We start from the raw sequence: 14,118 nt of genomic DNA on the forward strand, positions 1-14,118 counted from the left end.
CCGGCGCCCGGCACGGGAACGGCCCCTCCGGGTGAACAGCGGTGTTCACCCGGAGGGGCCGGCTCAGTGGTGGCGGTGCGCCTGTGCGGGAGCGGGGATCCGGCCGCGGTCCCGTGGGGCCGCGGCCGGTCCGGCGGTCAGGTCGTGCTCTGCTCCGCCGGGGTCTCCCCCGGGATCCACATGGGCTCCGCCCACTGCGTCCCCTGCGTCCAGAACCCGGTGCCGCCGAGGAAGTCCGCCCCGTGGCCTCCCTCGTGGCCCCACGGGCCGGAGGAGGGCCAGTGGCCGGAGTCCCCGTCGTCGCAGTTGCCGTTGCCGCCGGCCGGAACGGGCCGGTGGTCGCGGTCGGTGGGCTGGAACCCGACCGTCCAGGTCCGGGTGACCTCACCGTTGGCCGAGGTCACCGTGATGGTGCGGGTGGTGAACCGCTTTCCGCCCGAGAGGATCCTGCTGCCCTCGGTGACCTTCACCCGCGCGCCGGACTGGGCCGGCACGGCGGTGACGGACGGGATCTTCTTGTCCTTCGGCCAGTCCACGACGTACGTGGAGACCTCCGGGTCGAACCCGTCGATCGCGGTGCCCCCGACGGTGATCGCCGTGGCGCCGGCATCGGAGGCCCTGGTGGCGTCCGAGTAGTTCGTCACCTTGACCGACCCGTCGGCGCGCACGACCACGCGGGCCGTCATCGCCGCCGCCAGGTTGATCCGCTGCCAGCTCGCCTGGCCGTCCGCGGTGAGGTCGAGCGGGTAGCCCGAGTCCGTCGCGGTCTGCTCGACGATCTGCGTGCGCTGCGCGGCGGTCAGGTTCGGGAAGGCGGTGACCAGCAGGGCCGCCGCGTCGGACGGCGCCTTGAGGCTCTGCCCGGCCTTGCCCACCTGGGGGAACCCGTAGGTCAGGCGCTGCGTGTACAGGTCGACGTCCTGCGCGCTGCTCAGACCGGCGTAGGGGTCGCCCGCGCAGGCCGCGAGCGTGTCGCCGTACCCCTCCTTCTCGCACTGCGCCAGCAGCACGTTCTCCATCTCGGTGTGGGCCTGCATCAGCAGGTCCGCGAACTCGGGGTCGGCCCACCGGTGGGCCACGGTGGCCTGTCCGGCGATGCGGCCGCCCATGACGTCGAGCGGGTAGTGGAACCCGAGGACGATGCGGTTGTCCCCGTACTCCGAGGTGCGCGCCAGGATCGACGGCGCCAGTTCCGGCAGCAGCGTGGCCAGGATCGTCCCGGCCTCGTAGCCGCCGTAGGTGTGGCCGCTGGGGTACGAGCCGCTGGTGGTGAGGCTGCCGTACGAGCCGTCCTGCGACTCGTAGATCTTGCCGCCGTCGCCGACGAACCCGAGCCGCACGTACGGACGCTGGTAGCCGAAGTGGTCCTTGGCCGCTCCGCCCTTGTCGAGGCCCTGCGTGACGCGGCCGAACAGCGCGCCGGTCTTGGGCAGCCGGCCGCCGTTCAGGGCGTCGAGGTAGATCTGCCCGAGCCGGGACCCGAGGCCGTCGGCCATGGTGACGGTGGAGCTGTTCGTCGCGTCGACCTCGGCCCGGTCCACCTCCTTCTGCGTCGCCGCGTTGTTGATGCGCACGGCGATCCGGTCGTTCTCCGCGGTGAGCGCGGCGCCTGCCGGCACCTTGGTGTTGGCGGCGAGGATGCCGGAGTCCAGGTCGTTGATGCCGTTGAGGAGACCGTAGAAGTAGTCGCTCCCGTCGCCGGTCCCGGGCCAGGTGTCCGAGGCGTAGTTCGCCTTGAGCGTCTCGTCCGGGAAGGGCGAGGGCTCGTACGCCGGGTCGGTGGCGTCCGCGCCGGCGGTCGCACCCGTCGCGGCGGACGCGTCCGCCTCGTCGGAGGTGCCGGCCAGGGTGACCGCGGTGACGGTGGCCGTGTGCGCCTTCGCCGTGTCCTTGGTGGTGAGCAGCGCCGTGTCCGCCGTGGCGGGCAGGTGCGCCGTGGTGCCGTCACCGAGGGCCACGGTGTAGCCGATGACCGGGAATCCGCCGTCGCCGGCCGCCCGCCAGGTCACCCGGACCTGCTTGCCGTCGGTGAGCACGCCGGTCACGGCGGGCCGCTGCGGCTTGCCGCCGTCGGCCACCACGGGTGCCGTGGCGGCACTCGGGCGCGAGGCGCCGAAGGTGTTCACCGCCTGGACGCGGGCCGAGTAGGACCGGCCGGACCGCAGCCAGGTGAAGGTCGTGCTCCGGGCGGCCGGATCGTCGATCTGCACCTCGTGGCCGTCGTTGAGGGTGACGCGGTACCCGGTGACCGGGGAGCCGCCGTCGTCCTCGGGTGCGGACCAGGCGACCGTCACGCTCGTGCCGGACGAGGTCGCCGACACGGCACCGGGCGCGGCCGGCACCGTCCTGGGCTTGGTGGTGAGCGCGGAGATCGCGCGGCTCAGGGCGTCGTACCGGGCCGTGAGGGCCTGGTCCGTGGACGTGCCGTCCGCGACCGCGGCCTTCGCCGCGGCGAGCGCGTCGGTGAACGCCTTCCACGACGCGTCCGTGTAGCGGGTGTTGTCCAGGGCCGACGCGGTCGTGACCAGGTTCTCCAGCTTCAGCCTCGGCAGCGGGACCAGCTGACCCGCGGCGAGGGTGAGGCTGCGCGTCTGTCCGTCGACCTCGAGCTGCGTCGCGCCGTCGGCGTCCACGAGGGCGCGGGCGGCGGCGAGTTCCCGCAGGAACACACCGAAGTCGACCGTGTCGTAGCGCGCCGCGTCCGCGGAGAGCCCCGCGAACTGGTCGATCGCCTTGCGCAGGGCGGTCTTGTCGGTGACGGCGGGCGTGTCGACGTGGCTGAAGGTGATCCGGCCCAGGTTCGCCACGTACGGGTGCGAGGAGTCCGGGGTGGTCGTCAGCCGCAGGTAGACGGTGTGCGTGCCGGTGATCGCCTTCGGCAGGGTCAGGCTCGTCGTCCCACCGGACGACCACGCGCTTCCCGTCACCGGCAGCGACACGGTCGCGTACGGCGTGCCGGGGTTGGCCGCGTCGAAGGAGTCCAGGTAGAGCTGGGCGGCGGAGCCGGTGCCGCAGCGGGCGGAGTTGTTGACGTAGGTGAGGGTGACGGTGGACTTCGGCGAGCTGCCGAAGTCGATGTCCCCGTAGTTCAGCCAGGCGCCGTTGTAGGTGCCGCCGAGGTCGGTGGCCGACCCCGCGCCGGTCCAGCCGACCGGCTCGCTCTTGAGGCCGCCGCCGCTGTTGGCGCGCCACGCGGTGGCGTCGAAGCCCACGGGGGCGTCGGCGTTGCGCGACAGGGCCAGCGAGTAGACGTTGCCGACGTAGGGCTGGGCACTGGTCTGCGTGCTGGACACGAAGACCGCGTACACGTCCTGGACGCCGGTGAAGACCTTCGGGTCGAGCTGCACGGTCGTGGTGGCGACGGTGCCCCAGCCCGATCCGGTGTAGTCGAGCGGGACGGTGACGGTCTTCGGGCCGTCCTTCGAGCCGAGGTGCAGCTCGATGTGCGAGTCGGACGCCGCCCGCGACTGGGGCTTGTCGTAGCTGACACTGACGGTGTCGGCGCCGTCGCGGAGGTTGGTGCCCGTCCACTGGGCCCAGGCGCCGTTCGTCACGTTCTCGAAAATGCCGCCCGACAGCTTGAGCGGCAGCGAACCGTCACCGGTCGAGGTGCTGTTCGCCGCGGTCAGCGTGGCGAGGACCGTCGAGGGCGTGGAGGAGACCGGGTTGGGCGAGAACTGGTACCAGTCGAAGTTCGACACCCACTGCTGACCGGCGGGGGCGTGGAAGACGAACGTCGCGCTCTTCGCCGCCAGCAGCGCCTCCGGGTCGGTGACGGCCACCTGCACCGTGGTGTAGAACTGCCAGCCGCCGGTCCCGGGGAGCGAGGCCGTCGCGACGACGGGGCCGTCGGCCGTGCCGGCGTGGATGTCCACGCTGCTCGGCTTCGCGTTCGTCGGCTGCGAGTTGGCGTAGCGGACCGCGATGCTGCGCGGGGCGACCCCGCCGAAGTCCAGCTTGCTGTAACGCTCCCAGGCGCCCTCGGTGACGCCGCCGAGGTCGCCGTCCGAGTAGTACGCCTCCTTCACCAGGCTCGGGCCCTGCATCTGGTCGGGGGCCTCGGCCTGGAGGACGGCGTAGCCGCCCTCGTCGATGACGAGCCCGTCGATCGCGGACCGCAGCCCGTCGGACGCGGCCGTGATCGTGCCCGTCCCGGAGGCGGTGTCCGCGAGGACGGTCCGCGCGCGCTCCAGGGCCGAACGGAACAGGTTCCAGGAGCCGTCGGAGTAGTTGCCGCTGCGCACCAGGGACGCCTGGTCCACGAGTGCGGCGAGCGCCTTGCGGTGCACCGCGGCCGCGGAGACGAGCAGCGGGTCGGTCGGGGAGACCCCGGTGCCGGTCACCGTCGAGGCCCGCACGCCGTGGGCGAACGCCGCGTCGCGGAAGGTGATGCCGACGCGCGCGTCGGCCTTCGTGGCACCGGTGAGCGACAGCGTCGCCGTCCGCTTGTCGCTGACGCGGAGGTCCGCCGTGACGCCGGCCGGCAGGCCGGTCACGCTCGCCGCGCCGGTCGTGGTGAGGCTCGTCCCCTTGCGGGCGTCGAACTCCGCCGGTCCGTCCAGCGTGAGCTTGACGCTGCCGTCGAGGGTGCCGTCCGCGGTGGTGGCGACGGTGCCCGGGCGGGCCGAGACGACAGTGTCGCCCTTCACCCCGCCGGTGCCGCCGTCACCGGTGTCGCCCCCGTCGGTGTTCAGCGAGTACGCGGGCTTGGTCTTGGCGCCCCACTGGGAGGGCTTGGAACCCATGGTCAGGTCCAGCGTTCCGCCGGAGATGATCTGGGAGTAGTCCAGCCACGTGTTGTCGAACCGCTTGCCGTTGAGGGTGGCGTTCTGCACGTAGTAGCTGCTCGGCGAGACGCCGTCGGCCTTCACCGTGAACTTCGCGCCGTTGGCGTAGCTGATCGTCGTGGAGTCGAAGAACGGGCTGCCGATCTGGAACTGGCTGGAGCCCGCGGTCACCGGGAACAGGCCGAGCGCGGCGCCGACGAACATCGTCGACATGGTGCCGGCGTCGTTGTCCATGGTCGGCAGGAAGCCGTTCGGGGACAGCTTGTAGACCTGGGTCTTGACCGGCGGGCGGAACTCGCCGCCGGAGCTGGGGGCCTCGTTCGTGGAGCCGGTCGCGATGTAGCGGTTCCAGGTGGCGCCGGTGTAGATGGCGCGGACCCACTTCTGCGTCAGGCTCGGCTCGCCGACGTAGTTGAAGAGGTACGGGGCCTGGAGGTCGATCTCGTTGGCGTTGGAGTGCAGCATGGTCGAGCCGTCATCGACGGTCGAGTCCTCGCCGAACATGTGCTCGACCGCGGCCTTGCCGGCCTTCGGGCCGCCCATGGCCTCGATGAGGCCGCCCATGTCGTACGCGTCGTACCAGTGGTACTGCCAGAGCGTGCCCTGGTAGAGGCCGGCCGCCTCGAACTTCTCGTAGTCGGCGCTCTGCCAGTCGCCGTTCGCGGCGCGCGGCGTGAGCAGACCGACCTTGGTGCCGTCGGCCGCCGTCCAGGCGCCGGACTTCACGAGGTTGTCGATCGCCATGGTCGACTGGGCGCGCAGCTTCTTCGCGTCGTCCGTCTTGCCGAGCGCGTCGGCGATGACGGACAGCGCCCACTGGTCGTAGCCGCGCTGGACCGTCGTACCGGGGTCACCGGTGACGTATCCCTGCCGCAGCTGCGCCCCCGTGTAGTAGCCGCTGTACGACAGCAGCGCCGGGTACGCCTCGTCCAGCCGGTCGAAGTTCTTGTAGCCCTTCGACAGCGCGTCGGCGACCAGCACGGCCGAGCGCTCCCAGCGCACGGTCGGGACCGAGTGGGTCAGGCTGCCGAGGCTCTTGCCGGAGGCGCGCTGGTCGGCGAAGAGCTCGACCAGCGACTGGATCATGTCCCGGTAGGTGGCCGGGTCGATGTACGCCTCGACGGAGTACTTGCGGAAGTCGTCCCAGGTGGACCAGCCGTCGTAGTACGTGAAGCCGTTGGCCTGGTGCACCGCGCCGTCGGCGCCGCGGTACGTGCCGCTGGTGCTGGTGGCGTTCACCGGAGCCGCGTACATGCGGTACAGGTGCGTGTAGAACTCCTTGGTGAGCGTCGACGCGGGGTCGGACTTCGCCGTGGCGCGCACGTCGACGGCGCCGAGCGCGCTGTTCCACTCCGCCTTGGTCCGCGCGCGGGCCTGGTCGAAGGTGAGACCGCCCACCTCGTTGTGCTGGTCGACGGCGGCCTGTTCGGCGCTGATCGGCGACAGCGTGATGCGCAGTTCGATGTTGCCGCCGGCGGCCTTGTCGAACCCGAGGACGGCGCCGGTGTCGGTCCCGTCCTGCGTGGTCGCGTCGCTCAGCTTGCCGTCGTTGCCCCAGCTCTTCAGGGAGGTCACGGGGACGTTCGTGGTGGCGTTGTAGTACAGCTTGTACGAGGCGCCGTTGAACGAGCCCGCGATGAGGCCGGCGATCGAGGTGGTCCCGTCGGGGAGCGTCGTCGCCTTCATCGTCGAACGGGTGCGGCTGGTGTAGTTGTTCGCGAGGTCGAGGACCAGCTCCGGGTTCGACCCGGCGGGGAAGCTGTACCGCTCCAGCGCCGTGCGCGTCGTCGCCGTCATCTCGGCCTTGATGGTGCCGGGGTCCTGCTGCACCGACGAGGCGGTTCCGGAGATGGCCCCGAGGCCCACCTGGTAGGAGCCGGGCGCCGCGCTCTCGTCGTCGTGGCTGTACGCGTGGGCGTACGTACCGGCGGCGGGGCGGCTGTCGTACTGCACGGAGGTCGGGACGACGAGCAGGTCGCCGCCGCCGCCCGAGCCGCCGACACCGTCGAGGTTCGTCGCGGTGAAACCGGCGATGTGGTCCTCGTTGTAGTCGTACCCGGTGTGGTTGCGGTTCGGCGTGGTCAGCGGGTTGACCTTGGCCAGACTGTGCGGCGCCTCGGCGCCCGGCAGGTCGTTGCCGTCGTCACCCGCGGTCGACACGAACGGGTCGACGAGCGCGGCGTAGTCCTTGCCGGCGGGGATCCCCGAGGAACCCGTGGACCCCGGGGACGTGTTCGCGGCGGCCGCACCGGCACCCGCCAGGGCGGCGAGGCCGAGCGCCCCGGAGAGCAGCGCGGCGACCGCCGCGCGCAATGGCCGGCGGCCTCGGCGGGCGGTCCCCGGAAGGGACACCCGGGGCAAGGGGGGATGGGATCTGATGGGCACGTAACCTCTCCAGCGTCGCAATACGCACGCTCGGTCCGGCCTTATTCAGAAGACAACGTTGTCGACCCGAATACCGGGCGTGCAACCCAGAGCGAGACGGCAGTGGACGCACGGGAGCGACCCGCCGCGTTCACGACCGCCCGCCATCAGACACGGGGAAGGCGTACGGCGGGCAAAGGGAATGCGTACAGTCCGTGCGTACCGGGCGCCGCGCAGGCAACGCCGCCGCGCCGGGCGGCCGTCAGGTCCCGTCCCCCGCCGAAGAACCCGGCCGACGATGCGTCAGAGGGTAGCCGCACCGACCCGCCTGATACGCCCTCATCCGGCACCCCGGCCCCCTCGGCACCAGGATTGCCTTGCTGACCTGCGGTGCGGCATACTCCGTGTGCCCCGGCTTTGCCTGCGCTTTGCCGAGGGCCCTCCCCGGCTCCCCCACACGCGCTCACCCGGCGGCGTCCGTCCCGGGGTGTCCGCCATGTCCTGTCTCCGTGCCCTGTGGGGAACCTGCCGATGGGTATGACCCTGCGCGCGCTGCGCGCCCTCATCCTGCTCTGCGGCTTCTATCTGCTGAGCGTCGTCCTGCTCGCCCTGCTGATCGGCCTCGATGCCCTCCTGCTCACGGAGGTGCACGGCCTGCTGGCCGTGAAGATCGTGGCCGTCTCCGCGCTGCTCGCCGTCCCCCTGGTACGCGGGATGTCCATGCTGCGCTCGCCCAGAGGCGAGGATCCGCCCGGCATCGAGGCGACGGAGCAGGACGAGCCCCGGCTGTGGGCGCTCGTGCGGGAGCTCGCGCACGCGAGCGGCACCCGCGTCCCGGACCGCATCCTGCTCACCGACGACGTCAACGCGGCGGTGAGCGAGCGGCCTCGCCTGCTCGGCCTGATCCCCGGTCCGCGCCGTCTCGATCTCGGCGTACCGCTGCTCATCGGCCTGACCGAGGCGCAGTTGCGGGCCGTGCTGGTCCACGAGTACGGCCACTTCGCCGGCGGCGACACCCGGCTGTCGGCGCTCGTGGTGCGGGGCCGGGTACAGATCGGCCGCGTCGTGGAGCAGTTCCACGCCCGCGCGGACAGCAAGGTCGCCGCCGAACGCGCCCGCCAGGAGCAGGCCGCGGCCAAGCGGGTCGCCAAGGGCAAGAAGGCCGGTCCGGTCGACACCCGGGGCACCGGCCTGCTCCACCGGATGCTGGCCGCCATCTTCACCTGGTACGGAAGGCTCTGCCTGCGGGCCTCCCAGTCCACCGCCCGCTCCCAGGAGTTCGCGGCGGACCTCGCCGCCGCCCGCGTCGCCGGCCGCGACGCGACCGCCTCGGCGCTGCGCGAGATCCCGGCCGTCGCCGCCTCCTACGAGTTCTACCTGGACTCCTACGCCACCTTGGGGCTGCCGGTACGACTGCTGCCGCCGCGCGGCGCGTTCTTCGGCGGCTTCGCCGAGCTGCTCGCGGCCCGTGCGGACAACCTGGCGGCGTTGCGCGCGCAGCTCCCGTCGGCACCCGTCTCGCCGGACGACTCGCACCCGCCGATCGCCGAGCGGGTGCGCCGGATCGAGGCGCTGCCCGCGGACGGCCGCGGCGCCGCGGGCGGGCACGGCACGTCACCGGCGGTGCTCACCGACCCCGCGCGCACCTGGGCCGCGCTGGAGGACGCGGTCCTGAGGACCGAGATCCTGGCCTTCGAACGCGCCGCGGGGTGGCCGGAACTGCTGGACGCCGCCATGGCCGACGCGCTGTCGTCGGCGCACACCCCGCTGCACCGTGCGCTGGCCCAGTACACGGGGAGTCCCGCGACGCTGCCCGCGCTGCTGGACGTGATCGACGACAACAGGCTGTGGCGGCTCGCCGAGCGACTGCCGATGTCCGAGGAGGCCGCGGCGGCGAAGGGCCGTGCGTTCCGCGCGTTCGTCCGGCCGTCGCTGACCGACGGGTTGAGGACGATGGTGCTGGCCGAGTTCAGTGCCCGCTCGCTGCTCCGGTGGGAGTTCTCCTGGTCCCGTCCCGCCGCGGCCCGGCTGCCCGGCTCGCTCGCCGCACAGGCGACGGGGGACGGTCCCGAGGCGGCGCTGGACGCCGCCGTCGCCGCCGCGCTCGCCGACCACCCCGACACCGGTCCGCTGCGGGCGCTGATCGCCCCGGAGCTGCCGGCGCCGGCGTGAGCGGCGCCCGTTCCACCCGGCATCCGGCTTTCCGCCCCCCGCAGTCCTTCCCACGAACGGAATCGCGCTCCTCATGACCGTCCTGCTCTGGATCCTGGTGGCCCTGGCCGTTCCCACGGTGCTCTTCGGGGCATGGCTGGCCGTGGTGTTCCTCAAGACGTTCTTCTCGTGGAGCCCCGACGACGAGGAGACCCAGACCGCGGAGGCCGCGAAGGCCGCGGAGACGGCACGGGGGCTGGGGCTGCTGCCCGTCGAGCGGCAGAACACCGAGTACGCGGCGGCCCTGCCCGAGGAGTGGTCCGCCGCCCTCACGGCCGTGCGCGACGGGGACTGGCGGCCCGCCGCCGGTCTGCTGCGCGCCGTCGGCCGGGACTGGGAGCGCAGGTCCGCGATCGCGTACCTGCTCGCCGAGAAGGCCGCCGAGGACGACGAGTGGCTGCTGGCCTGGGAGTCCGAGCGGGCCGACGACCCGGACGCGGCCGTGGTCCGGGCGCGCAGCACGGTCGTCCTCGCCTGGAAGCTGCGGGGGGCGAAGCGGAGCCAGTACACGACGCGGGAGCAGTTCGACCGCTTCCACCGGATGCTGGGGAGCGCCCGCGCGGAGACGGAGCGCGCCGCCGCCCTGAACCCCGACGATCCGACGCCGTACATCACGGAGATCTGGATCGCGCTCGGGCTCGGCTACCCCAACGCCGAGATGGACAGGCTGTGGGAGGAGATCACCGCCCGGGCCCCGCACCACTACGAGGCGGCCTTCTCGGCCCTGCAGTACTGGTGCGCGAAGTGGCGGGGTTCGGAGCGGCTGGCGTCCGAGTTCGCCGAGCGGGTGGCCAAGGACGCCCCCGTGGGGAGCCTGCTGACGGCGCTGCCGCTCATCGCGCATTTCGAGCACGACGAGTCGGAGGACGTCGCCGCCGACAACACGCCCGAGATGCGGGCCCGGGTCGAAGCGGCCCTCGTGGACGTGGCCGCTGCCGACCCGGCGCACCCGCGCCTGGCCGAACTGCGCCATCTGCTCGCCTTCTACCTGCACCTCCAGGACCGGAACGAGGCGGCCCTGGAGCAGTTCAGGCTGGTCGACGGTTATGTCCATGCCCTGCCGTGGCGTTACCGCCCGGGTCCGGCGGCCTATTACTGCCAGGTCCGCGACGCGGTGGCGCAGGCGGTGGCGGGCACGGCCTGACGGGGGCAGGGGCGGACCGCGGGCCTTCCGCCGGCGCATGGCCGGGCCCGGTCTCGCGCCGTCGTGCCCCGCGGGGGCATACTCGGCCCCTCGGGCGGATCGGCGCCCGTGGGCAGTGGGAGGTACGCGATGGTGTCGTCGTCGGGGACGGAGCCGCGGAGGATCACGATCCATGACGTCGCCCGGTCCGCCGGGGTGTCGCGGCAGACCGTGTCGCGGGCGCTGAACGACAAGGACGAGATCGACGGCCTGACCAAGCAGCGCGTGCTCGACGCCGCGCGCGAACTGGGCTACCGGCCCAGCCGGTTCGCCCGCGGTCTGGTCCGGCAGGACACCACCACCATCGGGCTGGTGATCCCCGACCTGCTCAACCCGTTCTTCACCGAGGTCGCCGCCGCCGCGCTGGAGGCCGCACGCGCCCGCGGCTGGCACGTCGTGGTGTACGACACCGGCGACCGCGCCACGGAGGAGCTGGGCACGCTCCAGGTGATCTGCTCCCAAGTGGACGCGGTCGTGGGCTACTTCAACAGCCCGGAGAGCGAGATCGAGCACTTCACCCGGGGCATGCCGGTGGTGCTCATAGGCCGTGAGCACCACACCGCGCGGTTCAGCTCGATCCGGGTCGACGGCGAGGCCGGCTTCCACGCCGCGGTCGCGCACCTGGTCGCCGGGGGCCACCGCCGCATCGGCATGCTCGACCACGACGGCCGCGCCGAACCCAGCGTCCGCCGCGCGTGGTTCGAGGCCGCGGCGGCGGCCCACGGGCTCGGCGCGGACGCGGTGACCGGCGCCGCGCAGTCCGCCGAGGGCGGTGCCGCGGCGCTGCGGGCGCTGCTCGGCCGCCACCCCGACGTGACCGCGGTCCTCACCTTCAACGACATCATCGCCATGGGCGCGCTGCGCGAAGCACGCCGCACGGGCCGCGAGGTCCCGGGCGACTTCGCCGTGATCGGCTTCGACGGCCTTCAGCTCGGCACGCTCGTCGAGCCCGCGCTGTCCAGCCTCGCCCTGGACACCCGGCGGCTGGGCGCGCTCGCCATCGACCAGGCCGCCCGGCTGCTGTCGGGCAGCGAGCCGCTGGACGCCGAGGAGCTCGTCGTCCGGGCCGAATTGCTGCTGCGCGACTCTGCCTGACGATACGTCAGGTGATCGCGAGCACTCCGGCGCAGACCACCGCCGCTCCGTAGACGGCGGTCGCCAGCAGCACCAGCCGGGTCCGGGCCGCCTCGCTCCACCCGGTGCGCGACAGCAGCCGGGCCAGCGCGGGCAGGACGAGCACGGCGTGCAGGCTCACGGCGTGCAGGGGCTTCAGCGCCGCCGTGGAGTGGTAGGCGGCCTCCTGGTGGCCGGTACGGGTGAGGTACACACCGCGGGCGATCATCGCGGCACCGGAGGCGAGGCCCACCAGCAGGATCGCGAAACCCGCGCGCAGGGCGAGGGCCATGCCCGCGGGCCCGTCGGGACGCCGCCGGAAGGCCGTGACGGCGAAGGCACCCAGCACGACGACCAGGACGCCGCCGCCGACCGCCAGCGTCATGGAGACCGCGGTGTCGAAGCCGGTCTCCATGTCGAGGTGCGAGGGCACCCGCCGCCAGGCCTGGAGCGTGATGCCCGCGACCTCGACGACGCAGTCGGCCGTGAACACCGCGAGCAGGACCGCCCGTCGGCGCTCCCCGGTCCGCAGGTACGAGGTGACCCAGGCGACCGCGATCAGGGTCAGCCCGAAGGAGACGCCGAAGGTGAACGGCTTGCGCCAGGACACTGGCCCGTTCCAGGGGCCCCCGTCGACGGCCTGGACGGCCAGGTGGAACAGGCCCGACAGGACCAGGAGCGCGCCGGTCGCGTACGCCACGCGCTCGGCCGGGAGGAGGGCGCGCGAGGCGGTTCTCGCGCCGAGGGTGGTGGTCGCCATGGCCCCAGCCTGCCGGGCGGGTCGCGGCCGGTCGTCCTCCGTCCGGAGGCCGGCCGCGTACGCCGCAGGGAGCAGGCCGTCAGCGGTGCGCCGCGTGCACGATGCCCGTCGAGGCCGCGATGCGGTCGAGCAGGTACACCGCCCCGACGCAGACGGCGATCCACGCGAGGAGGATCACGATCCCGCGGGTGAGGCCGTCGTGGTGGAAGTACGCGAGCCCGTCGAGCGCGCGGACGCCGACCCCGGCCGGCATCACGGAGGCGAGCGGTTCCAGCCAGCCCGGGAGGAAGCCCGGCGGGAGGACGCCGCCGCTGGTGGCGTTGCCCATGACGAGCATGAAGATGGAGCCGAGGAGGACGCCGACCGCGCCGAAGATCCGGATCAGCATGACGGTGGCCGCGGCGACGGCGCCGGCCATGAGCGTGATGATCCCCATGATGCCCAGGAAGGAGCCCGGGATCGCGTCGAAGGCGGTGCACGCGATCAGCGCGGTGGCCAGGCCGCCGAGGACGGCGAACAGCGCGAGGCTGAGGATGCGCTGGCCGAACGAGAGCCGCGGCGCGACCTGGTAGGTCATCTGCCCGAACAGGAAGCCGGCCAGGACCAGCCCGAACGAGGCGTAGAAGACCGACAGCCCCCTGCTGTCGCCGCTCGACAGCGGCAGGATGTCGACCACCGGGATCTTCCTCCCGTCGCCGTGCGGCACCGCCGCCAGCGGGGCCACCAGCGCGGAGACCGCCGGCCCGTTGGCCCCGGCGTAGAGCACCCGGGGCTTGCCCCCGTCCGAGAGGTACGCCGCGTACGCCTGCCGGTGTTCGACGGCCCGCCGGGCGGACGCCTCGTCGGGGTAGCGGTCGATCTGGAACGCCTCGGGCGCGATGCGCTGGAGCCGTACGTCGAACAGCGCCGCCGAGTGGTCCGAGGCGGCCACCGCGACCGGCAGCCGGTGCGCGGTGGGGGTGTGGAAGGCGGCGAGGAACACGCTGACGAAGGCGAGACCGATGACCAGTACCGTGAGGACGGGCTTGATCACCGCGTGCGCGCCGGTCATCCCGGGGCGGGCGGGCGGAGCGTCGGTCTGCGGTCCGGGAACGTGCCGGTGCCGGTGGCGTTGCTGCGGGGCGCCCTCCTCCGCCAGGGGGTGAGCGTCGCGCATGAAGGCGGTGTCGGACACGGCGGCCTTCCTCCAAGAATATAAGCTGACTGATATAAGTTAACAGACAACAACGTGGAAGGACGGTCCGGTATGCCCGTCGGCGACCCGGGTGAGCGCGTCGGCTATCTGATCTGGCAGCTCTCGCAGGCGTACGTGCAGCTGCTGGAGCAGGCCCTGCGCCCGTTCGGCCTGACGCAGACGCAGTACAGCGCCCTGGTCCGGCTGACCATGGAGGGACCCCTGTCGGGCGCCGAACTCGCGCGCCGCTGCGGAGTGACCGCGCAGTCCATGGGGGTCGCGGTGCAAGGCCTGGCCGACCGGGGGCTCGTCGGACGGCACGCGCATCCGACGCACGGGCGGATCATCGAGATCAGCGTCACCCCGGCCGGCGAGACCCTGGCCGGACAGGCCACCGAGGCGCTGCAGCCGTGCGAGCAGGAGGCGCTGGCCCCCTTCACGGAGGACGAGGGGGCGCAGCTCAAGGCGGATCTTCGCCGCATGCTGCGCTCGATGAACCCGCACGCGCTGCCGCACCCGTGAGCTG

The 14,118-nt window shown here is 72.7% G+C and carries 7 protein-coding genes; 4 read left to right on the forward strand and 3 right to left on the reverse strand.

Annotation, left to right across the window (positions count from 1 at the left end; all coding sequences use genetic code 11):
* Positions 1–137 precede the first annotated feature (137 nt).
* The gene (locus ACIP9H_RS14375; protein ID WP_401959233.1) at positions 138–7,172 is read right to left on the reverse strand and encodes a glycoside hydrolase domain-containing protein; all 7,035 of its coding nucleotides are present in this window, start codon (positions 7,170–7,172) and stop codon (positions 138–140) included.
* 510 nt (positions 7,173–7,682) lie between these two features.
* On the opposite strand from ACIP9H_RS14375, the gene ACIP9H_RS14380 reads away from it, so the two are divergent.
* From ACIP9H_RS14380 to ACIP9H_RS14390, 3 genes are all read left to right on the forward strand, one after another.
* The gene (locus ACIP9H_RS14380; protein ID WP_401959235.1) at positions 7,683–9,323 is read left to right on the forward strand and encodes a M48 family metalloprotease; all 1,641 of its coding nucleotides are present in this window, start codon (positions 7,683–7,685) and stop codon (positions 9,321–9,323) included.
* A gap of 73 nt (positions 9,324–9,396) precedes the next feature.
* On the forward strand, positions 9,397–10,506 hold the full coding sequence (locus ACIP9H_RS14385; RefSeq protein WP_401959236.1) for a hypothetical protein: 1,110 nt from the start codon (positions 9,397–9,399) through the stop codon (positions 10,504–10,506).
* Positions 10,507–10,635: 129 nt separating this feature from the next.
* Complete coding sequence (locus ACIP9H_RS14390; protein WP_401580186.1) at positions 10,636–11,640, forward strand: LacI family DNA-binding transcriptional regulator; 1,005 nt, start codon at positions 10,636–10,638, stop codon at positions 11,638–11,640.
* A 7-nt stretch (positions 11,641–11,647) separates the two neighbouring features.
* On the opposite strand, the gene ACIP9H_RS14395 is transcribed toward ACIP9H_RS14390, so the two are convergent.
* The gene (locus tag ACIP9H_RS14395) at positions 11,648–12,418 is read right to left on the reverse strand and encodes a hypothetical protein (protein ID WP_401580188.1); all 771 of its coding nucleotides are present in this window, start codon (positions 12,416–12,418) and stop codon (positions 11,648–11,650) included.
* A gap of 79 nt (positions 12,419–12,497) precedes the next feature.
* Positions 12,498–13,592, reverse strand: a complete 1,095-nt coding sequence (locus ACIP9H_RS14400) for an ABC transporter permease (RefSeq protein WP_401580189.1) — start codon at positions 13,590–13,592, stop codon at positions 12,498–12,500.
* A gap of 72 nt (positions 13,593–13,664) precedes the next feature.
* Here ACIP9H_RS14400 and ACIP9H_RS14405 point away from each other — a divergent pair, with 72 nt between their 5' ends.
* The gene (locus ACIP9H_RS14405; RefSeq protein ID WP_401959238.1) at positions 13,665–14,114 is read left to right on the forward strand and encodes a MarR family winged helix-turn-helix transcriptional regulator; all 450 of its coding nucleotides are present in this window, start codon (positions 13,665–13,667) and stop codon (positions 14,112–14,114) included.
* Positions 14,115–14,118: the final 4 nt, after the last annotated feature.

The sequence above is a fragment of the Streptomyces sp. NPDC088732 genome, from assembly GCF_044751205.1.
GTDB lineage: Bacteria > Actinomycetota > Actinomycetes > Streptomycetales > Streptomycetaceae > Actinacidiphila.

Excerpts from the sequence above, each read along its gene's own strand:
- ACIP9H_RS14390 (WP_401580186.1), top strand. The coding sequence starts at position 10,636 with ATGGTGTCGTCGTCGGGGACGGAGCCGCGGAGGATCACGATCCATGAC.
- ACIP9H_RS14385 (WP_401959236.1), top strand. The coding sequence starts at position 9,397 with ATGACCGTCCTGCTCTGGATCCTGGTGGCCCTGGCCGTTCCCACGGTG.
- ACIP9H_RS14405 (WP_401959238.1), top strand. The coding sequence starts at position 13,665 with ATGCCCGTCGGCGACCCGGGTGAGCGCGTCGGCTATCTGATCTGGCAG.
- ACIP9H_RS14380 (WP_401959235.1), top strand. The coding sequence starts at position 7,683 with ATGGGTATGACCCTGCGCGCGCTGCGCGCCCTCATCCTGCTCTGCGGC.
- ACIP9H_RS14395 (WP_401580188.1), bottom strand. The coding sequence starts at position 12,418 with ATGGCGACCACCACCCTCGGCGCGAGAACCGCCTCGCGCGCCCTCCTC.